Origin of the sequence: Pseudoalteromonas amylolytica (assembly GCF_001854605.1) — a bacterium.
In the GTDB taxonomy this organism is placed as follows: Bacteria; Pseudomonadota; Gammaproteobacteria; order Enterobacterales; family Alteromonadaceae; genus Pseudoalteromonas; species Pseudoalteromonas amylolytica.
In genome coordinates, this window is the sequence record NZ_MKJU01000030.1 from 94,625 (window position 1) to 115,316 (window position 20,692).

Below are 20,692 nucleotides of genomic sequence, written 5' to 3' on the forward strand. Positions count from 1 at the left end.
ATGTAATGTTCATAGGGCGTTGTGAATGAATATGGTAGAATGTGCCCAGTTTTAGATAAGGAATAGATGGTAAGTGTTTAAGGCCGTTATATTTGTGCTGCTTGCAGCACTTGTTAATATACATAGTAAAGCTCTGGCGCAACCTCAGATGCAAGAGCACTGGCAATTGCAGCATATTGATATAAAGGGCGTGGAGAGTGAGTTAGAGGACAATATTAGTCGGTATATCAGCCACTACTTAGAACAACCATTTGAGCAACAGCAACTAGATCCAATGCGCCAAGCTGTTGAGCAAGCAATGCAAGCACTTGGCTATTATCATAGTCGGCTTTCTTTCATTGTTACACCAAGCAACAATACGCTACAACTCAATATTGAAATGAGTGAGCCACTGAGCTGGAATGAAATTGCAGTCAATATGATAGGTCCGGCACAAGATGACGACGCGTTACATAACTTACTTGCAGATTTACCTATAAAAGTAGGGCAAACGGTGCGTCACGATCTCTATCAACAGGCCAAGTCGAGTTTAGAGAGCCTGCTGCTTGAGCGCGGCTATTTTGATTTTAAATGGCAACGTAGTGAGTTGTTGATTGATAAAGGTGCACGCACAGCAATCGTTAATTGGCAACTTGACGGAGGTAAACGCTATCGTTTTGGTCAGTTGCAAGTGAGTCAAAATACAAAAGCAACACAATACATCCGTTCTTTAGCGACATTTAAACAAGGTACACCTTTCCAAGGCGGATTGTTGTCCGACTACACTCTAGCACTAAATGCCACTCCCTATTTTCGCTCTGCCAAAGTTTATCCGCAGCTAAAAGACCGCCACGATGGGGTACTACCAGTGCGGGTCGATGTGCAAGATAAGCCTGATAATAGTTTTGAGGTCGGTGGCGGATATAGTACAGATTTAGGGGCAAAGGCTCGTTTAAAGTGGAGCAAGCCTTGGATCACTGATGATGGGCACTTTTTAGAAAGCAACCTGTCTGTGTCTGAGCGTCGCCAGGATATTACGGGTAGTTATACTATCCCTGTTGCAGACCCAAATAACGATGTTTGGCGCGTATTGAGTGGCTATCAATTCAACGATGATATTCAAGCAGGGATCAACAGCAAAATATGGAACATACAGTTACAGCGACAATGGTTAACGGATGATAACTGGATCCGCACGGCTTTTATCAAACGCGAGCATGAGAACACGGAACAAGATGGTGAACGCTTCGAAACCGAAATGCTACTGCCGGGGATAAGTTATGCCAAAAAGCAAACAAAAGGGGGGACAACCCCATATTGGGCAAATGAACGATTACTATCATTGGAAGTTGCCAGCGATTCATTGGTGTCATCGACATCGTTATTAAAAGCACGATGGAACAATGCTTGGTTGCGCAATTACCAACAACAGCACTTTGTGATCAGCCGCATTAACCTTGGGGCTATCGTTGTGGATGATATTCATGAAGTGCCGTTTAATATGCGCTTTTTTGCGGGTGGCGACCAAAGTATTCGAGGTTTTGCTTATCGCTCTATTGGTCCAAAAGAAGACGATAAGGAAGTGGGTGGTAAGTATCTCGTAACAGGCTCTTTGGAATATAACTACCAATTTTTGCCCAGCTGGCGTGCGGCCGTGTTCATCGATGCGGGTACCGCCACAAACGACTTTTCGGAAAAGTGGTCTGTGGGCGCTGGGTTTGGTTTTCGTTATATCACCCCTGTGGGCCCCATTCGTATTGACCATGCATGGGGGCTGAGTAAAGAAAGTAAAAGTACCCGTCTAAGTATTGTTATAGGACCAGAAATTTAATGTCTCTTATGTCACGCTTTAAAAAAATACTCGGTGGTTTTGCGGCTATTGGGGTGGTTATTTTTTGTATTGTTGCGACCGCACCGGGTCACCAATTACTGGTGGGGATTGCAAACAGTACGGTATCTGGGTTGAAGGTCAAGCTGGCAGATGGTCGGTTACTATCAGGCACTCAAATAGACATAGATTATCGTAGCGAACAATTAGTCTTTAATACGCAGGCGCTTAAGGTGTCACTGGAATGGTTTAGCTGTGCAACACTTTGTTTAGATATATCAGCCGAGCAGCTAAAAGTTGCGTTAAGCAGCACAGCGCAGGCTGTCGATGAGCAATCACAAAAAACAGCGCCTATCAGTTTACCATTCTCCATTGGGATTAACGATTTTAACGTGGCACATATCGATGTGGTCTATGATCAGCAGGGCTTCAATATTGAAAAGCTGCAAAGTGCAGTGCAGCTACAAGAGTCACATCTCAATGTTAGCAAACTACTTGTTGAGCAAGTGAATTTAAAGCTACCTGAAACAACAGAAGATAAGCCTCAGACTATACCCAGCAGTTTAGCGGGGTTAGCACTTGCACCTGTGGTTGTCCCTTTAGATGTAACGCTTGAAGATCTAAAGGTTGGAGAAATACAGGTCGTGCAAGGCGAACAAACGACCGTGGTTAATGAGCTGGTACTGCAAGGTGAAGTAAATTCACAGCAACTTAAATGGCACACACTGGCGGCAAAAGCGATGGGAGTAAGCGCAGATTCACAGGGCACGATAAGTTGGTCCAAAGCATGGCAGTTTCAAGTGGATACGTTATTAGATAAAGATGATAACCAGTTGCAAATAGGTATGTCTGGCCCTCTGTCTGACTTGAAATTGGAAGTAACAAGCCGCGGGGCTTATCCAAGTGAACTGCAAGGTAAAATAGACTTAACTCAGCAGAACTGGCCGTTTGATATAAAGCTAGTGGCGCATTCTTGGCAACTAGATGAATTGCTGCAAGCGCCATTGGAACAGTTACATATTCAGCAAGCCTCAATGGATCTTAGCGGTAATGTTAACGATTATTCTGCAAAACTAGCGCTGACTGGACTTACTGCCCCACAAACGCCTATCAATCTTACGACGCAGTTACAGGGGACGTTGAGTGGCGTTAACATCAGTGCCGCACGGTTACAATGGGAGGAGTCAATCTCAACATTGGCAGCACAACTGAACTGGCAGCAAGGAATAACAGGAAAAGTCGACGCGCAGCTTAGTCCACTGCCGATAAATATGTTTTTATCGGACTATCCTAATACGGCGCTTAGCGCTAACCTGAGTGCGGATTTTCGTGTAGCTGGTAAGCAATGGCAGGTAGATGTAAATGCATTAAAGGCGTCTGGGAAGTTGCTTGGCAAAGACCTTACAGCCCATGCTCAACTCAGTCTAGATCAGCATTTGCAGGGACAGCTTAATAGCCTCACTTTGAACTATGGACCAAGTAACTTACGGGTGTCTGGTAAGCTTGGCAAAGCGCTTACTTTATCGGGAAAAATTGATGTTAATCACCAGCATGATGCATTGATTCCGGTAGATCTGATCTCCACTGGGGACGTGACAATTAGTGGCGCTCACAATGCGCCAAAAGTGACAGCAAATATTGATATTAAACAGTTTGGCTTTGACAATTTGACAGCTAGGAATGTAAAGCTGGAGGTGCAAACCAATCGCGCCACAAATTGGGAAACCGATGCACAGATCAAAGCTCAGTATATTCAGTATGGGGCTTCGCAAGTGAGTAATGTGCACTTGTCACTAGATGGGGATGTGACACAACATACATTGGAGATAGGCACAGAAGGTGACTTGCAGGCTTCGCTTAGCATCAACGGCGGGTGGCAAAAACAACAATGGCAAGGTGTGCTCAAGACTGCACAACTGAGTTATCAACAACAAATGTTGACCTTGCTGGAGTCTGCGAAGATCAAGGTGTCACAAGGTTTTGCTCATGTAGATAATCATTGTTGGCAACTTGTGAGCAGCAAAGTTTGCGTTGCTGGCAAGCAGGATCTAATCAAAGGTACAGGAGACGCCAAGGTCGACGTACGCCAGCTTTTGCTCAAAGACATCAATCATTGGCTTGCTGATAAAGCACAACTAGAAGGGTTTGCTCATGGTGCGCTGTCAGTGGCTTGGCAAGGTGGGCTATTGGAAAAGGTGAACGGTCAGCTACAAATGCAGCAGCTAAAGGTGCATAGCCAACATGAAGGACAAACACACACGTTGCCCGTTGAGAATTTGACCACCCAACTGAGCAGCAACAACCAACTAGCAACGTTGGATTGGCAAGTTAATTCATCTGTACTGGGGCGCGTTGAAGGACTACTAGAGTTTCCATTGCTTGCGAAAAGTACAGACTCGGTTCGAGCTACGATAGACATTGTGCACATGTCGCTTTCGCCGCTGGCGCCTATTTTAAGCAAAAACCTCAAACAATCGGTAAAACTGGCGGGCAATATTAGTGGTGATATTACGCTATCAGGAGATGTGCGTAGCCCTGAGGTGTCGGGTGAGGTTAATATTTCTGACATAGCTTTTGCTACACCAATTTCTCCTATTTCTCTGGTTTCTTCGACATTAGGCGTTAAATTTGATGGCAAACAAGGTTATCTTTCAGGACAGTTGCAAGGTGTGCAGGGGGGCAGCTTGGCGCTAGATGGATTTATGGTCTGGACGCCACAGATAACTGCGCGTATTACGGCTAAAGGACAAGATTTTTTACTCTCACCCGAAGCTGATGTGGAATTGGCAATTTCCCCTGATATCACGGTTGATTATAGTAATGAACAAGCTTCGGTCGTCGGTAAATTACTCGTGCCCTTTGGTCGAATTGAAATCAAAGATATCCCAGCAGGGGCGGTTCAAGTATCCGAGGATCAAGTTATCGTCGATGCGCAAAAAGAGCGAGAGAGCCGTTCACCTATCGCTTATTCAATAGATGTTGATGTGTTAGTGGGCGATGATTTCAGAGTAAAAGCATTAGGTTTGGACAGTTACATTACCGGTCACTTAGATGTAACCAAGGTGCCCGCTAGAGCAATATTGGCAAGTGGTGAGTTATCACTTCTTGAAGGGCGTTATCGTGCTTTTGGTCAGGATCTACTAATAAAAACAGGGCAAATAGGCTTTAATGGAGCTTTGGATAAACCCTATTTAAATGTACGTGCCATACGTAATCCAGAGGTGACTGCCGATGGCGTTGAAGCAGGCATTGAATTGTCTGGCAGCATTAGTACGCCGCGATTTTCGATTTATTCACAACCCGCAATGGACCAGTCACAGGCACTTGTATATCTACTCAATGGTGAGCCGCTTGGTGAGGGGGAAAGCTCAAATAATGCAATCCTCACGCAATTGTTACTATCGCAAGGTTTAAATCGTAGCGAAAACCTAGTGGCCAAGACAGGAGAAAAACTAGGGTTTAGCGATGTATCACTCGGTGCCAGAGGCAGTGGTGACTCGACAAAGGTTGAAGTGTCTGGGTATCTGACTCCAAGTGTACAAGTCAGTTATCGTGTGGGGGTATTTGACTCGTTGAGTGAAGTGGCAGTGCGCTATCGAGTGTTTTCAAAGCTTTATATAGAAGCAACCAGTGGTTTATATGACAGTGTTGATTTACTGTATAAGTTCGATTGGGATTAATAGCGCCAATGCTTCCCTGAGACCACAAAAATAATAAAAAGGAATACACCATGCCTATCTATCGTTACTTAGCAATCGGTATGTTGACATTGCCTGCAATGCAGGTGGATGCTAATGAGCTCAAAGCCCCCCATGAAATAGTGGCACAGGCCAGTGATTCGGCATGGCGAGTGGTGGATATTGAAAATGTCTTAAAAATTCAACTTGTGACAGGTGCACTCTATGTTGAGCTTAATCCACTTCTTGCCCCCTTGCACGTTGACAATATCAAGCAACTTGCCCGCGAACGTTTCTATGATGGACTTAGTGTGTACCGGTTTGTAGAGGGGTTTGTTGCACAGGGAGGTGACGAAAGTGCTAAAAAACAGCCGCTTAAAGCTAAAAAACAACTAACTGCAGAATTTATCTATAAAAGCAAAGCACCACTTAACATTACCACACTCGATATGGTTGACGGTTACGCACAGCGTACAGGGTTTCTAAATGGTTTTGCCGTTGCGCAAAATGAGAGTGGTACGCACACTTGGCAAACCCACTGCACAGGGGCTTTTGCTATGGCTCGGGAAGACGCCCCAAATTCTGGCGGGACTGAGTTTTATGTGACGCTTACACCACAACGTTATTTAGATCAAAATACTACGGTATTTGGCCAAGTGTTGCACGGTATGGAGCATATCCAAAAGCTTGATCGCAAGCCTGAGTCAAATAAGGAGTTTAACCCAATCACTAGCGTGAAAGTGTTAGCTGATATAAGCAAAGAGGATAAACTGAGGTTTAAAGTATTTAATACTGACACAAATGACTTTAAAGCGCTGATAGCAGCAAGAAAAAACAGGCCAGAGGCTTGGTTTGTGGCCAAGCCTGACTATGCGGATGTGTGCGCAATTAAAGTGCCAGTGCACAGCTTCATTGCCGATTAGTACGTATCTGATATGCGGTGCTATCTTGGTCGCTGGAGCGATAGGGGTTGATATCTAAGCCACCTCGTCGAGTATACCGAGCGTAAACATCGAGTTTTTCAAAGTCAAAGGTGTTCATCAGTTCACAATAGATGCGCTCGACACATTGTTCATGAAACTCGTTATGACTGCGAAAAGAAATGAGATAGCGCAATAGTGACTCACGACAAACTTGGGTGCCTGTATAGGAAATGACAATGCTGGCCCAATCTGGTTGTGATGTGATTAAGCAGTTTGATTTTAATAGGTGACTGTGTAGAGTTTGGGTCACTATGTTTGTGCTTGCTGCTTTTAAGATCCCAGCCTGAGGGCTGTATATATCTACATCAATATCAAGGTCATCAATACACTCACCGGGCATTTGAGTAAATGGCAAACAAGCATAATCACTCGCTTTATATAGCGTCACTTTAACTTGTGTATTGGCAGCTTTTGATAAGTCTTTTGTTAGGATATTTTGTACGGCTTCGGCACTTTCAAATCGGCTTTGGTTGAAGCTGTTTAAGTACAACTTAAAAGACTTAGATTCAATAATATGTGAGCTTTGGCAAGGAAATACAAAGCTTGCTACAGCAACTTGTGGCTTACCTTTTAGGTTTAGCCATGATAGCTCATAGCCCGTCCAAGTATCCTCACCTTTAAAAGGCAGGGCTGATTCTTCAACACCAATTTGATCACGGTTAAGCTTACGCGCAATAGGGTGTAGTAAAGACGCATCATACTGTGATGCATACTCAGTCGTTTTACCTAATACAGAGGCTTTAAGTTCAGGGGCGTTTGTGTAATCTGTCATGTTTCACCATTTGTGGTTACAATGGCGACATTATAACGGATCCCAACACGGTTGGCAGTATATGGCTATAAAGCAAATTTTATCCCAATTACATGAAAACTTTTCGGCGCATTATCAACATGCACATCAGTCATTACCTTGTATGTACTATGACCCTCAATGGCCAAGTCCTTGTGAAGTCGGCGACCCCATTGATAATGAACGTATTCAATGGCAAGCCTCAGCGCAGCCCGACACAAATAACTTGCAACAACTGGCTGTAGCATTAGAGTGCACTTTCCCTGACGAGTTGGATGAGTATTACAGCACGTTTTTTGCGGGTAATGTTGTTGCAAAGGTAGATGGACATCAAATTGAGTTGCTTCAGGCTTGGAACCAAGAAGATTATGAGCGACTACAGCAGAATATTACCGGCCACGTTTTAATGAAGAGAAAGTTAAAGCAAGAAGAAACCGTATTTATAGGCCTGACGGAACAAGATGACCTGTTGCTTTGTGTAAAGCTAAACAGTGGTGAGGTGTGTCTCGAATATGTAGGGAAACCACCACACCATGTATTAGCCCCGAGCTTAGCGGAGTTTTTACAGCAAGTCAGGTTCTAGTTTATTGAAAATCCCAAGAAATATTTGATACCAGCTCACAGCTGTCACAGCGAAAATCAAACAGCCCAAACCAAGGTTCGCTCAGAGCCCACTCGCCATGACAGCTTGGGCACTTGCGTTGCTTTTCTGCTGCTAGGCTTTCACCGCCAACGCGGTAAAGATAGTAGTATACGGGCTTTTGCGTTAAGAAGCGGATACGCTTTGAGAGATCCATGCCTCGTCTGAATAGATCACTATTGATACTTGATATTTCTTCCAGCGCCGCAAACTCACAGCGCGTTGCGCCATTGATCTGAATTTGGTCACACGCTTGCCAATCTTCTTGCCATTTTATGAGGGCTTTATAGTCACCGTTGGCGATAGCGGGGATCTTGTAAAGTGGTACTGGTAGAAAGTCATCACCACAATATAATGGACTACATGTGTGTACATATGTGGTATATAAAATATAGCTAGAAGGCTCAGTGCATTGATCGGCCCCATTCGCATGGATATCTTGCCCGATGACCTTAACTTTGGGTGCTAGCAGTCCGGCTTTTTGCAATTGGTCAATTGCATGTTTTACAAAAGGGCTGTGATTTAGCGGGTGCAAGGCATCTTCCAGCGGACACATTACCCGAGTGATAAAGTAACCATCTTTTAGCACAGTTGGAAATTCATCACCGATGATCTGACCATTAAAGCGAAGCGCATTAACCACTCGATTGATGGCAACTTCAGCCATATCGAGGGTTGTATCTTGATAGCAATCGAATGTTAAGTCTACTACAAACATATTAACCCTTCTCCATTAGGGCTAGTAGTCTATCAAGCTTTTGCTCTATTCTATCAAGCTGGCTCTGGGAAGGCGTATCTTGCTCTGAAATTGGCTGCAAAGGCTGTTTGACTATATCTGGGTTATTCTTATAGGCACTAAGACCTGCGATGATTACAGGCATGGGAACCGAGCCATTTAAACGGGCTTTGGTTAATGCAACACTTGGGGTTTTTCCTTCTACAACTAAGTCCGCTATTGCCTTTTGTACTGCAGGATGCATGCGCTTTACTCCACACAAATAAAGCGCATCATACCATAGCTCAAAATGTTAGCGTAGCATGGCATCTAGTTCATCAATCAGTTCGCACCAATCAGCATCTTCACGCAGGGATTCTTCGATAAAATGTCGCTGCCCTTCATTCCAAAAGGGGGCTTCAGCAAGCAGCATATCGTCAGCAATGCGATGCTTATTAATGAATTGTGTGATCTGATCAGGTGAGTTGTCTAACCCTAATTGAGCAAATAAAGTGGCAAGATTGTGCTTGCTGGTATCCATAAATCACTCCGTAAGTTGCCTAAAAAACACTCTGTAACTATAGTAGACAGTGCACTTAACAACAATCCGTTTGCCCTAATAACAACAACATAAGGGGACATTATGCGTGTTCTACAACAACAAAACCTCGCAGTGAAATATCTAACACCAGAAGATATGCGTGTTGCAGCAAGCCTGTTATATCAGGCGTATCATGACGATGATGTGCTGCGTAGTGTGCTATCTGCAAAAGACGACAGTAGCTACGAAATGAAATTGAGAGCTTTTATTAGAGAGGAGCTAGCAAGCTTTGGGCAGGGGCGTCAGCCGATGGTGGGTTTGTTTGACGGCGCTAATTTATACGCAGTTGCATGTGTACTTGAGTCAGAGACGGAGCTACAAGCATCGCGGTATTGGCATTGGCGTTTGCGGTTAATGCTTAGTGCAGGATATCTGCAAACCCAGCAATTAATCGAAAAAGAAAACACCATCAGAGACGCGTTAGAAGAATATGGACACTACTACTTTCTTGCCTTTATTGCGGTTGACCCACATGTGCAAGGGCAAGGGCTTGGGCACTACTTGCTCAGTGGGTTAGACGATTTGATCTCAAGCAACAAAGATATCAGCGGCATGGCTGTTTTTATTACGCAAACGGCCCAAAAAGCATTCTTTTTAGGTCATGGTTATCAGGTAATAAAGCAGCTTTCGTTTGAGAAAGTGACAGGGGAGTTATTATTTAAGAAACAACAACCAGACGGATCGGAAAATTAGGTGTAAGACTTTTCCTACATGAATGTGCGCTAAGGTGTTTTGTACTGTTGTCATTTGTCGTTTTTTTTACATTAAGCCATTGTAATGAATGTGTTTTATTATTTTTGCAAAAATATTTCAGTGAGAAAGTTCTCTTTTTTGCCTTTTGAAGCACGAATAACCGCGTAGAATTAATCATGTCAGGACGACAAAGCGATTAGGAATCGTCAAAGGAGTGCAGAGGGTAAGGTAAGCTGCAATTGCAAGGAGCATAAGGGAGCAAGGATTGAATTAGGAACTCACAGGGAGTGAGGGTATATCAGGAAGATATACGCAAGGACGGTAGGACAAGCACATGGCGTGCGATTAAGGTGCGCTCAGGAAGAGTGAAGAGGAATGGCCAAGTCGGCAAGTGGATAGGTCACAGGAAGTGGCATGGAAAGCAAACAAGGAAGAAAGCAGGGGTATGTCTAGGATGTATACCCGTTCAGGGGATGAAAAAAAAGGTGGCTTCACGCAGTGGGAATGGAAAACCCATCATGGATGTAGTCAGAACTAGGCGCGACAGTGGTTGCGCCTTAGTTTTTTCTAGCACTTTATTATTCAGCTCAACATATCATTCATTGGCCACTAAAAACCTTTTCCATTAGCGTAATAGAGCCTTGCTGTGGGTCGACTTTGCATTGAATACCCAGCGGCAGTACAATTTGCGGGTCGGTATGGCCGAAATCTAAATTGGCAATCACCACTAATTGGTCGTTATTAAACTCTTCTTTGACAACGTTTAGCACCGTTTCTTCCAATACATATTGCTCATGTTCACTATAGTCTCTTGGTCGGCCAATTAGCAGGGCACTGAGTTGCTCAAATACTCCCATTACGCCATAATTTCGCAACCAGTAACGTATGTACTCCACTGATGGCTTCTCTTGTGAAGTTTCCAAAAAGAGTACTTTTTGCTGCCAGAAACTGAAATCTGGCCAGTAATCTGTGCCTTTAAGCATTTCTAACACTTCTATACAGCCGCCAAATAATCTGCCAGTTGCGGGAGCATTCCCTTGTAACACTTGTGGCCCGCGACTTTTAATAAATGGATGGCATAGCCCCGTATGGGCCGTGTTTGCCCAGTCAGGATAGCCATGACAAAAGTGACTAAATGTAGGAAGTGTGCGGGTGGTTGGGTTAGTGGTTAAAAATGTCTTAAGGTAGTTTTGATAGCTATCATCAAAGTTGTGTAGTTGCGCGAATCCAGCCATCACTGACGGACCGTTGAAGGTAACGATACCCGATTGATTCAATGTTGTCGTCAAGCTGGTGCTGTCTGAGTAGCCCATGTAGAGTTTTGGGTTTTGGCTGATCATGTCCAAATCTAAATACTTCAATATTCGCGCTGAGTCAGAGCCACCAATAGTGGCTATGATCGCGTCCACTTCTGGGTCTAAAAACGCAGCGTTGATATCATCGGCACGTAGCTTGGGATTGTTAAATAGTTTGTCAGCATCCATCGTGGCGGTGGGATAGGGTTTAACTGTGAACCCAAGGGCTGTTAAGTTGTTAATGCCTTGCTGATAAATATGTGGGAATGTAGACGGTCCTCCCCAAGATGGAGAAACAATGGCAATAGTGCTGTCAGAGTGCAAATAAGATGGCTTTTTCACAAGCGCTATCCTTAGTCAGCAAAAGATTACAAGAATAAGCGGCTATTATATTGGAATCAATATAATTCTAAGTACTAGGATGCCATACGATGTGGCGGAATATCAGCTTTCATTAAGCGGCTATTTTCAAGGTGTAATACGCCCTGATAAACGGTTTCACCATCGGAGCTGAATTCAAAAATAAACTGGCTTTTTATACCAGGCTTACCACTTTTGAGTATGCCTAGCCGACGTTTTTGACACGCTACACTCAGAAGCTGAACTTGCAGCTTATCAGCTTGATGTTGGGCGTGATCTTTAGCCGCTTCAGCGGCCTGTCGAGAGGTCCAAAATAGTGCTATTACCGCACCTACGAAAATAAAAAGCCAAAGTGTTGCCATCTATGAAAATAACCTGCCAATTGCGCGAGACAAATCATCACTACGATTTTCTGCCCTTAGAATGCCTAAAACATGTGGGCGCAAAGATGGAATTGCAACTAGATCTGCAAAAATACTTGCAAATAAGCCCTCTATTTTTGTGTTCTGAGCAGCTGACTCCAAAAATTTAAATAGGCGCTCTGAGTCTAAAAAGACTTCCCAACAGCGTCCAGCCAAAGTGAGTAAAATGTCAGATTCTCTGCCGTACTCACTGCTCAAAATAGTGTCAACACTTTGTGCCAACAAGCCTTGCGCATGACTGCCAGAGATGGCTCTGAGGTTGCACACTAGCTCATCAAGATTATTTTCATTGATACTGTTATTTATTTCATTTTGTAGCTTCTCTGAGAAACGGGTGTCGATAGCAACGTGTTCTAACATTGCGCTCAGAGGTTGTTTCACTTCAAGCGGGAGTGAAGCCCAAATGGCTTGTAAGTTTTCACTATTTTGGCCATGATCAAGGCGAAACGCAAAGTCAGCAAGGCCTTGAACAGCAAGGCTTTGCCAGTCATCAGCTGGCAATTTGCCAGAAAAGTACAGCTCAGTGTATTCATAATATTGCGACGCAGGGCGTTTTAGCTCGGTTTTTAACAAGGCATTGAAAGCGGCTAATTTATTGGCATTCGGTGTAAAAACATAGGGGTTATTATCAAGTTTTCCGTCGGCTTGCTGGCCTGTTAACTCGGTTCCCAAAGCTTCTAATACCATGCTTGCAAAGTGGTCGCGGCTGGCTACTATCAGCTTGCTTTGCTCATCCAGTGGAAATTTTAAAAACCACACATACGGGTCAACGGTGGCTTGGTTATCCCAAAATTGAATGGCCAGTAACGCATGTCCACCAAGCGGGTATGGGTAGGGGGCTTGTGTTGTTTCAATTTGCGCAAAGTGTTGTTTGTCGATTTTCGTGATCCTGCGACCAATATCATATACTCGCCACTGTGTGCCCGCGGCACTCAAAAGTTCGCCTAAAGTAGAAATTTGCGCTGTCATGATTCACCCACTTAATGATTAGAGCGCGAGATTATACCTGTTATTCGCATCTCTGATAAGCAAGCTATGGGTAAAGAATGGCAGTTTAGGTATAATTGCGCCATTAAAAGGTATACAGAGTTTTGATAATGAACAGTTCGTTTCATCAACATGTTATGAAACTTGTCCAAGAGTTGGAGCAAATACTTAAGTCAGCTTCACTTTGGCAAACACAGCCAATAGACCCAAGCTTGCTGCAATCTGCCCAGCCATTTTGCTGTGATACGTTGCGCTTTGAACAGTGGCTACAATTTATATTCATTCCTAAAATGTTGCAACTTCTCAATCAACATGCTGATTTGCCAAGGAATATAGCGCTAACACCGATGGCTGAGGTTTCACTCTCTGCTCATGGCCACGTTGCAAGTGTTAAGCATATTCTTTCAAGACTAGATGAGAGCTTGTCAAAAGGTGAAATATGCTAGAGATCATTTATCAAGACGAGAATTATGTCGCGATTAACAAACCATCGGGCTTATTGGTACATCGCTCCTTTTTAGACAAACGAGAAACGCAATTTGCGATGCAAATGCTAAGAGATCAACTTGGTCAGCATGTTTTCCCTGTACATCGTTTGGATAGGCCAACCTCGGGTGTGTTACTGTTTGCTTTGAGCTCTGAGGCAGCACGTGATATGAATCAGGTATTTATCGATGGCAACATTGAAAAGCGCTATCTAGCACTTGTTAGGGGGTTTGCGCCTGAGTCTGTCTATCTGGATAAACCTCTCAAGGAAGAGCTAGATAAAATAGCGGACAAATTTGCGGATCAAAACAAAGCGCCGCAGGAAGCGCAAACGCAGTTTAATTGCCTACATCAAGCCAGTTTGCCTATCCCATTCGGGAAATACCCGAGTATTCGATACTCTTTAGTGGAGTGCTTTCCAAAAACAGGGCGAAAGCATCAAATTCGCCGCCACCTAAAGCACTTATCTTGCCCAATTATTGGTGATGTGAATCATGGTGATAACAAACATAATCACTTCTTTTTTGAGCACTTTGGATTACAAAGGTTGATGTTGTTCGCAACTTCACTTAAGTTTGTTCATCCTTATACAAATAAAACCATAACGATTAAAGCGAGCCTAGGTGAAGCTATGTTGTCTATTTGTGCGCAATTGGGCTGGCCAACTACTGAAAAGGATTACGAATAATGGCGTCTGTGTCTATTTTTGTGGGTAGTGTGTACGGCAATGCCGACAACCTAGCTATCGAAGTTAAAAATAAGCTAGAGGGTCTTGGTCACCAAGCAACTGTATACGAAGGGGGAACGATGGAGCAGCTGCAAAATGCCAGCAATATTTTGTTTATTTCCTCGACAACAGGTTCAGGTGATTTACCCGAGAACTTACAACCTCTGTTTATGCAGATGCAAAGCCAGTTTCCAATGCTTACCAATAAGAAAGTCGGTGTGATTGGACTGGGAGATATTAGCTATGGAGAAACATTTTGTGGCGCAGGGCGGCAAATTGATGCTTTGGTTCAAGAGCTTAATGCGACCATTCCCATTGAGCGCCTAGATATCGATGCGTGTGAGCATTTTGAACCGTGGGAGCCTACAGGCCCATGGCTCATGCGTTGGGCTGCACACTTATAATAGCAGCCTCATGCTATTATGTTGTAGCTACATAATAGCGGACAGCGAATAAAAAAGCGCCAAACGGCGCTTTTTTAAGAGTTTTTCACATCAACTTTAAGCTTCAATTTTTGACCTGGGTACAAGTACTTTTGGCCTGCTAGGTCATTCCACTTTACAATCTCTTTAACCGTCAGATTAAACTTAGAAGCGATACGTGCTAATGAGTCTCCGCGCCTTACTTTGTAAGTAATCGTACGGTTAGTTGCAGCAATTTTTTGTGCTTTTGCCTCTTGATAAATTGTAAGTTTTTGCCCTAAACGCAAAATCGAGTTGGGCTTTAGCTTATTCCAACGTGCAAGTTGTTTAATAGTCACATCGTATTCACGACTGATGTCCCACAAAGTATCACCATTGGTGACAATGTGTGTTTTCTGCGCTTGAGGTGCTTTAGCCACTGCACTACGTACACTGGTTGGTAAGTGTTCACTTTTAAGCTTTCCCTCGCTAAGAGGAACGAGTAGGTTCTGGCCTATTTGGATAATGTGTGAATTTAGCTTATTTAACGACTGTATTGCGCTAGGACTGGTCGAAAACTTCGCTGCAATTACAGACAGCGTATCGCCTTTTTTAACCGTGTAATGTTGCCAGCGAAGCCTGTCTTCAGCAGATGTGGCTGCTAACTTCTCTTTAAATACATCAACTTTGTCTGCAGGAAGAAGTAACGAGTGCGGGCCATTCGGGTCGGTTGCCCAGCGATTGAAAGCTGGGTTGAGTCGATAAAGCTCCGTAAGAGAAATATCCGCCATATCGGCGGCCATTGCTAAGTCGATTTGAGAGCCAATATCTACAGACTCAACCACCTGTGCATTGATGATCTTTCTCCAGCTGACATTAAACTCATCCTGTCGTTTTAATAAATCAGACAGAGCTAGCAACTTAGGAACGTAAGCGGTTGTTTCTTTTGGTAAGTCTAATGACCAAAAATCCGTAGGCAGGTGCTTTTTGCGATTTTTTCTAATTGCTTTTAATAATCGACCCTCGCCCGAGTTATAGGCCGCAATTGCATTTAGCCAGTCGCCCTCAAGGGTTTTATGTAGATAACTTAGATAGTCTAGTGCTGCACGAGTAGATTGAACAATGTCTCTGCGGCCGTCGTACCACCAGTTTTGCTTGAGATTAAAACGCTCACCAGTTTGTGGCATAAATTGCCAAATTCCAGATGCACTGCGGTGTGAATAGCCAAATGGGTCGAATGCACTTTCAACTATGGGTAGCAATGCAATTTCAATTGGCATTTGACGTTTTTCAACTTCCTCCACAATAAAATAGAGGTAAGGCTCCGCGCGCTTGGCAATTCTGTTTAAATATGCCTGATGGCGTTGATAGTAGTTTCTTTCCGCAACCACGGGGCGATTCTGCGGAATATCAATAGAAAGTTGGTAGCGAATGCGCTCCCACACATCGTCAAATACTGGTGGTGGCTCATCCGCTTCTATTGGTTCTTGAATTGCACTAAGCAAGGTGTCACTGATCTCTGCAGGGCTTGCGTTATTAAGCTGCGATAGCGTTTCTTCGGTAGTCTTATCTACAGGAGTTAGTGTCTGACAACCGCTACTCAGTAGCGCTGCTAATACAACAGAAATGGACAATTTATTCATAGATAACTTTCTTTTAGTCAAGCAAAAACCCGCCAATACTACCTGTTAAGTACATATATTTAAAGTGGTTAGTATAGCCTACAGATTAAAAGGCGTCTTTCCACGCTCTCAAAGCTGCAAAAACCTGCCAAGGGTCACTCTGGTTTCGCGTAAACTGTGTTGGAATGTGCTTACAGATATGCTCGAGATCAGCGCGTAAAAAAGGGTTCACCAAGCGCTCCTTAGCCATTGTGGTGGGCAAGGTTGGCAACTCTTGGTTACGTCTTTGGTTTACCCATTGTTGATAATCTTGAATATCTTGGTTATCTGGCTCAACGGCCTGAGCAAAAGCTAAATTAGCCGTGGTATATTCATGGGTACAATAGATTTGCGTGTGATCACTAAGGGAAAGCAACTTTTGTAGGGATTGCCACATTTGTATTGGGTTGCCTTCGAACAGACGTCCACAACCTGCGCTAAATAGGGTGTCTCCCGTAAAGCTGTGTTGATCGTTGATGTAGCAGATATGATCCAGAGTATGGCCTGGTGTTTCGATAATCGAATACTGTTTGCCCAGAACACTCACTTCATCCCCTTCGACTAGTGGCTGAGTTATTCCTTCAAAAGGTGAGCTTTTGGGGCCGTAAATAGGGATACCTGGTGCAAAGGTTTGGAGTTCTGACACGCCGTCAGTGTGATCCCAGTGATGATGTGTGATCAAAATACCTTGCAGTTTTGCACTGTGCTGTGCCAAATAATTCATGACTGGAGACGCTTGTCCTGGGTCAACTACCCACACAAGGTTTTGCTTGGTGTCTCGGATAGCCCAAATATAGTTATCTTGGAAAGCTTTTATTGGCTCGACTTGCACCATAGTTAATTGCTCTATAAAGTGAACGGTAGCAATAGTATAACGGGCAAACTCAATGAAACCAGCCTTAAGTTTTCAACAAGGTCCAAAGCCGCTAGAGTGGCAAGATTTTCCCCACGGCGACTATTTAAGGGCTGGGGTAGAAAGGCGTGTAGGCAAATGGTTGCCGCGCATGTTTGGCTATCACATGTTGAAGTTAGGGAGTCTTAGCGGCCAAATCAGTACTGCCAAAAGTGCTATCAAGCATCAGGTTTGTGTTGCTCCACATCAGTTGCAACATGTTGGTGTAGTAGCTGAAGTTGACGAGTTGCCATTTTCAGAGCATAGCGTTGATGCATGCATTTTAAGTCAGTGCCTAGAGTATCACTCTGATCCGCATCACATATTGCGTGAAGCACACCGTACCTTAATTCCCGGCGGTTACATAGTAATAACAGGGTTTAATCCATTTAGTTTGTGTGGTTTGGCAAATTTATTGCCTTTTAGTAAAGAAAAATTACCTTGGTCAGGGCGGTTCTTTACCCCCTCACGGGTTAAAGACTGGTTAGATTTATTGGGGTTCGAAATCTTAGCCGACGAGAGATTTATTCACGCCTCCCTTGCGCGAGGTAGTCGTTTATCTCGCTTTGCTCCATGGCGACGTTTTTGTCGCCAGTATTTAAAGCCAATGGGAAGTTGTTATATGTTGGTGGCTCGCAAACGTGTTGCACCGCTGACGCCTATAAAACCCAAATGGCACGCTCGTCCAAAGTGGGCGCCCGCAGTGAAAAGTGCACGGCTGACGCAAACTCGCTCATCAAATGAAAAGTAACTCGGTCTGCTAGCTGTTTTTTACTTGGGCTTGATATCCTTCATCAATCAGTAAGTTATGTGATGACGCAGCTTCACGGGCAAGGTCGTCAACTAACTCATTGTATTGGTTACCGCTATGGCCTTTGACCCAGCGCCATTCAATGGTGTGTCTTTGGCAAGCGCTGTCTAACCGCTGCCACAAATCTACATTTTTGACTGGGGCTTTAGAGGCTGTTTTCCAATTGCGCTTTTTCCAATTCTCAAGCCAAGATTCAATACCTTGCTTAACATACTGACTATCGGTATAAAGTATGACATGGCACGCTCTGGTGAGTGTTTCTAGAGCAACGGTTGCGGCAAGCATCTCCATGCGGTTGTTTGTTGTCAGTTGGTAGCCTTGTGAGAGCTTTTTTTCATGACCTTGGTAACTCATATAAATGCCATAGCCACCAGGACCTGGATTGCCAAGACACGATCCGTCAGTATAAATCTCTACGGTTTTTTGCACGAATAGACCTGTTTTTATGTAGAATATATGTATTAATGGCTAACCATAACAAAGTTGGGCACCAGACGATATGCTAAAACGACAAATAGTCCTAGATACGGAAACTACAGGCATCGACCCTAAAGCAGGGCATAGGATCATAGAGATAGGTTGTGTGGAGCTTGTGAATCGCCGACTTACCGGTAATAACTTTCATGTTTACATCAATCCGCAACGAGAAATAGAAGAAGAAGCGATTGACGTTCACGGTATCACCAATGAGTTTTTGCGGGATAAACCGCTTTTTCATCAGGTAGCTCAGGAGTTCTTTGATTACATAAAAGGTGCTGAACTGGTGATCCATAACGCGCCCTTTGACGTCGGATTTATGGACCATGAGTTTGCTATGCTTAAGCAAGGCTTTCCTGTAACACATGATTACTGTGAGGTGTTGGATACGCTTGTTATGGCGCGAAATTTGCACCCAGGTCAGAAGAATAACCTTGATGCATTATGTCGACGCTATGACATAGACAACTCAAAGCGAACATTGCACGGCGCATTACTGGATTCTGAGATACTGGCAGATGTTTATCTGGGTATGACTGGCGGCCAGGTTAAGCTGAACTTAGCAACGGGTAATGACAGTAATGAACAAAATGACAGTGGCGGTATTCGTCGTTTAGCTGCGGATAGGCCCGCATTAAAAGTTGTCAAAGCCACAGATGAAGAGTTACAGGCCCATTTGGCCAGGCTACAGGTTGTCAATAAAAATGGCGAAACCTTGTGGCAAAATTAGTGAGGTAAATTATGAAACGGTTGTGGTTCGTTCTAGTTATGACATGGCTCACCATGACACTGGTTACTACTTCTGCACTTGCCACTCCTCAAGTGACAGTATTAGAGCGTGACGGAGTCTCAAATGAAGTGCCACTACTGGACAACCGCTTTCGAATTGATCATGAGGTTGAAAAAATCTCGTTACTATTTTTTCGCAAACCAGGCTCTCCCGCGGTTGTTTTGGTGCAACCTGATGGTAGTAAAATTTATGCAACACATGCGTTACGTGATGACAGCTTACAGTGGTATGACGAAGTTAGCTTTGACTTAGTCGTGATTTCTAATCCCACACCTGGCCCATGGCAAGTGATAGGTAGTATCCAAGATGGTAGCCGAGTGATGGTGGTGGGGGAGATTGAACTGGAAGTAGAGGCTCTGCCACCCCTCATTTTTAGGGGGGAGACCCTAAAAGTTACCGGACGTGTCACCAATGATGGCAAACCAATCGAAATTGGCTATTTCAGAGACGTCATCTCCTTAGTGGTTGATTTTGTCAGTACGAACAATGACAACTACGCCAACTTTGGGGCAGGCACGCAGAGTGTCACAGAATTTAAAGATGATGGTAGAGATTTTGATGAGCGTCCTTTAGACGGTGTGTTCACAGGAGAGTTTAAACTGTCATTTCCAGCAGGAGAGTGGCGACCTGAGTTTCTTATTGAAACACCGCTTGTTAAGCGCAAGGTCGTGGGCAAACCGATTTTACTCTCTGAGCCCCCGTTCAATTTCGAGTTGACTCTTTCTGACAACGAAGAGTTTGAACATGAGTTGAGGATCAAGATCGACAATGAAATTGTTAAACCTGAAAGTGTTATATTCCAAGGTAAGATTTTCTATCCAAATGGCGAGGAGCAGGCCTTTACCATAGAGCCAAAAGAGCGCTTGTATAGAACACTTGCTATTAAGAACTATGATTGGGGTCGTTATAGTGTTGAGCTTTCAGCATTTGGTGAAAATATTAATGGCCGCGAGTTCATGGCAACTTTGCCTGAATATAAGTTTGAAATTGAACGGCCAATAGAAAAGGTGCCAGAGCTACAAGTGCCAATCAACACCATACTCATTCCTGAGCCAGAACCAGAACCTGAGATCAATACGCCTCTAGTGGTCAGTATAATTGTATTGGGGAACCTACTTATTTTGCTGGCAGGGTGGGTCGCGGTACGTGTGTTGATTCAAAATAAACCAATTAATCTAAAGTTTAAGTTACCTTTTGGTAAATCTAAGAGTGAAGACAAACAATCGACAGAACCCAAAAGTGAAACTCAAAAACAAAACTCAGACGAAAGTGGTTCAAAAAATGATAAATCAGGTGATATTTTGAACCTTTCGATGTCAGATGACTAAAAAAGCGGGTATTTTTCAAAAAAACTGTTGACTCTCATGGGGTCGATTCGTATTATTCACGCCGCTGTCAGGGAGCAGTCTGGTAGCAAGAATAATGCGGAGTGGTAGTTCAGTTGGTTAGAATACCGGCCTGTCACGCCGGGGGTCGC

General features: G+C 44.0%; 21 protein-coding genes. 11 read left to right on the top strand and 10 right to left on the bottom strand.

Annotated elements, in window-relative coordinates:
• The first annotated feature begins 73 nt into the window (after positions 1-73).
• From BET10_RS16310 to BET10_RS16320, 3 genes are read left to right on the top strand one after another with little or no spacing between them, the layout of a single operon-like run.
• A complete protein-coding gene (locus BET10_RS16310; RefSeq protein WP_070986657.1) occupies positions 74-1,810 on the top strand; it encodes an autotransporter assembly complex protein TamA in 1,737 nt (578 codons plus the stop codon).
• Positions 1,810-5,487, top strand: a complete 3,678-nt coding sequence (gene tamB / locus BET10_RS16315) for an autotransporter assembly complex protein TamB (RefSeq protein WP_070986658.1) — start codon at positions 1,810-1,812, stop codon at positions 5,485-5,487. Before BET10_RS16310 ends, tamB begins: the two co-directional genes overlap by 1 nt.
• A 50-nt stretch (positions 5,488-5,537) precedes the next feature.
• On the top strand, positions 5,538-6,407 hold the full coding sequence (locus BET10_RS16320; protein ID WP_070986659.1) for a peptidylprolyl isomerase: 870 nt from the start codon (positions 5,538-5,540) through the stop codon (positions 6,405-6,407).
• Here BET10_RS16320 and queF read toward each other — a convergent pair.
• Positions 6,394-7,239 (bottom strand): NADPH-dependent 7-cyano-7-deazaguanine reductase QueF, encoded by an 846-nt coding sequence (gene queF, locus BET10_RS16325; protein WP_070986660.1) that lies wholly within the window; start codon positions 7,237-7,239, stop codon positions 6,394-6,396. The two genes, BET10_RS16320 and queF, sit on opposite strands and share 14 nt — an antisense overlap.
• Before the next feature lie 61 nt (positions 7,240-7,300).
• Here queF and syd point away from each other — a divergent pair, with 61 nt between their 5' ends.
• Positions 7,301-7,840, top strand: a complete 540-nt coding sequence (gene syd, locus BET10_RS16330) for a SecY-interacting protein (RefSeq protein WP_070986661.1) — start codon at positions 7,301-7,303, stop codon at positions 7,838-7,840.
• 1 nt (position 7,841) lies between these two features.
• On the opposite strand, the gene BET10_RS16335 is transcribed toward syd, so the two are convergent.
• From BET10_RS16335 to BET10_RS16345, 3 genes are read right to left on the bottom strand one after another with little or no spacing between them, the layout of a single operon-like run.
• Complete coding sequence (locus BET10_RS16335) at positions 7,842-8,615, bottom strand: Zn-ribbon-containing protein (protein WP_070986662.1); 774 nt, start codon at positions 8,613-8,615, stop codon at positions 7,842-7,844.
• A gap of 1 nt (position 8,616) precedes the next feature.
• Positions 8,617-8,877 carry a hypothetical protein gene (locus tag BET10_RS16340; protein ID WP_070986663.1) on the bottom strand — a complete coding sequence of 87 codons (261 nt, stop codon included), beginning with the start codon at positions 8,875-8,877 and terminating at the stop codon, positions 8,617-8,619.
• A gap of 48 nt (positions 8,878-8,925) precedes the next feature.
• Positions 8,926-9,153, bottom strand: coding sequence for a DUF2789 domain-containing protein (locus BET10_RS16345; RefSeq protein ID WP_070986664.1), 228 nt, complete (start codon positions 9,151-9,153; stop codon positions 8,926-8,928).
• A 102-nt stretch (positions 9,154-9,255) separates the two neighbouring features.
• On the opposite strand from BET10_RS16345, the gene BET10_RS16350 reads away from it, so the two are divergent.
• Positions 9,256-9,906 (top strand): N-acetyltransferase, encoded by a 651-nt coding sequence (locus BET10_RS16350; RefSeq protein ID WP_070986665.1) that lies wholly within the window; start codon positions 9,256-9,258, stop codon positions 9,904-9,906.
• A gap of 599 nt (positions 9,907-10,505) precedes the next feature.
• On the opposite strand, the gene BET10_RS16360 is transcribed toward BET10_RS16350, so the two are convergent.
• The 3 genes from BET10_RS16360 to BET10_RS16370 all read right to left on the bottom strand — a co-directional run bounded on the left by BET10_RS16360 (position 10,506) and on the right by BET10_RS16370 (position 12,952).
• A complete protein-coding gene (locus BET10_RS16360) occupies positions 10,506-11,543 on the bottom strand; it encodes a S66 family peptidase (protein ID WP_070986667.1) in 1,038 nt (345 codons plus the stop codon).
• Between the two features lie 74 nt (positions 11,544-11,617).
• The gene (locus BET10_RS16365) at positions 11,618-11,923 is read right to left on the bottom strand and encodes a DUF3301 domain-containing protein (RefSeq protein ID WP_070986668.1); all 306 of its coding nucleotides are present in this window, start codon (positions 11,921-11,923) and stop codon (positions 11,618-11,620) included.
• Positions 11,924-12,952: a DUF3549 family protein gene (locus BET10_RS16370; RefSeq protein WP_070986669.1), complete on the bottom strand. Its 1,029-nt coding sequence runs from the start codon at positions 12,950-12,952 to the stop codon at positions 11,924-11,926.
• Positions 12,953-13,080: 128 nt separating this feature from the next.
• On the opposite strand from BET10_RS16370, the gene BET10_RS16375 reads away from it, so the two are divergent.
• The 3 genes from BET10_RS16375 to BET10_RS16385 are packed head-to-tail and all read left to right on the top strand — an operon-like array spanning position 13,081 to position 14,587.
• Positions 13,081-13,416, top strand: a complete 336-nt coding sequence (locus BET10_RS16375) for a YqcC family protein (RefSeq protein ID WP_070986670.1) — start codon at positions 13,081-13,083, stop codon at positions 13,414-13,416.
• Positions 13,410-14,144, top strand: a complete 735-nt coding sequence (truC, locus tag BET10_RS16380; protein WP_070986671.1) for a tRNA pseudouridine(65) synthase TruC — start codon at positions 13,410-13,412, stop codon at positions 14,142-14,144. Before BET10_RS16375 ends, truC begins: the two co-directional genes overlap by 7 nt.
• A complete protein-coding gene (locus BET10_RS16385) occupies positions 14,144-14,587 on the top strand; it encodes a flavodoxin (RefSeq protein WP_070986672.1) in 444 nt (147 codons plus the stop codon). Before truC ends, BET10_RS16385 begins: the two co-directional genes overlap by 1 nt.
• 74 nt (positions 14,588-14,661) lie before the next feature.
• Here the strand turns inward: BET10_RS16385 and BET10_RS16390 are convergent, their stop codons facing one another.
• Both BET10_RS16390 and gloB read right to left on the bottom strand, forming a co-directional pair.
• Entirely contained in the window at positions 14,662-16,227 is a 1,566-nt protein-coding gene (locus BET10_RS16390) for a lytic transglycosylase (protein WP_070986673.1), read from the bottom strand.
• An 85-nt stretch (positions 16,228-16,312) separates the two neighbouring features.
• Positions 16,313-17,080: a hydroxyacylglutathione hydrolase gene (gene gloB / locus BET10_RS16395; RefSeq protein ID WP_070986674.1), complete on the bottom strand. Its 768-nt coding sequence runs from the start codon at positions 17,078-17,080 to the stop codon at positions 16,313-16,315.
• 52 nt (positions 17,081-17,132) lie between these two features.
• On the opposite strand from gloB, the gene BET10_RS16400 reads away from it, so the two are divergent.
• Positions 17,133-17,888, top strand: coding sequence for a class I SAM-dependent methyltransferase (locus BET10_RS16400; RefSeq protein ID WP_070986675.1), 756 nt, complete (start codon positions 17,133-17,135; stop codon positions 17,886-17,888).
• A gap of 9 nt (positions 17,889-17,897) precedes the next feature.
• Here BET10_RS16400 and rnhA read toward each other — a convergent pair whose 3' ends face one another.
• Entirely contained in the window at positions 17,898-18,377 is a 480-nt protein-coding gene (gene rnhA, locus BET10_RS16405; protein ID WP_070986676.1) for a ribonuclease HI, read from the bottom strand.
• Positions 18,378-18,447: 70 nt separating this feature from the next.
• On the opposite strand from rnhA, the gene dnaQ reads away from it, so the two are divergent.
• Entirely contained in the window at positions 18,448-19,155 is a 708-nt protein-coding gene (dnaQ, locus tag BET10_RS16410) for a DNA polymerase III subunit epsilon (protein WP_070986677.1), read from the top strand.
• Positions 19,156-19,166: 11 nt separating this feature from the next.
• Complete coding sequence (locus BET10_RS16415; protein ID WP_070986678.1) at positions 19,167-20,543, top strand: TIGR03503 family protein; 1,377 nt, start codon at positions 19,167-19,169, stop codon at positions 20,541-20,543.
• The last annotated feature ends 149 nt before the right edge of the window (positions 20,544-20,692 follow it).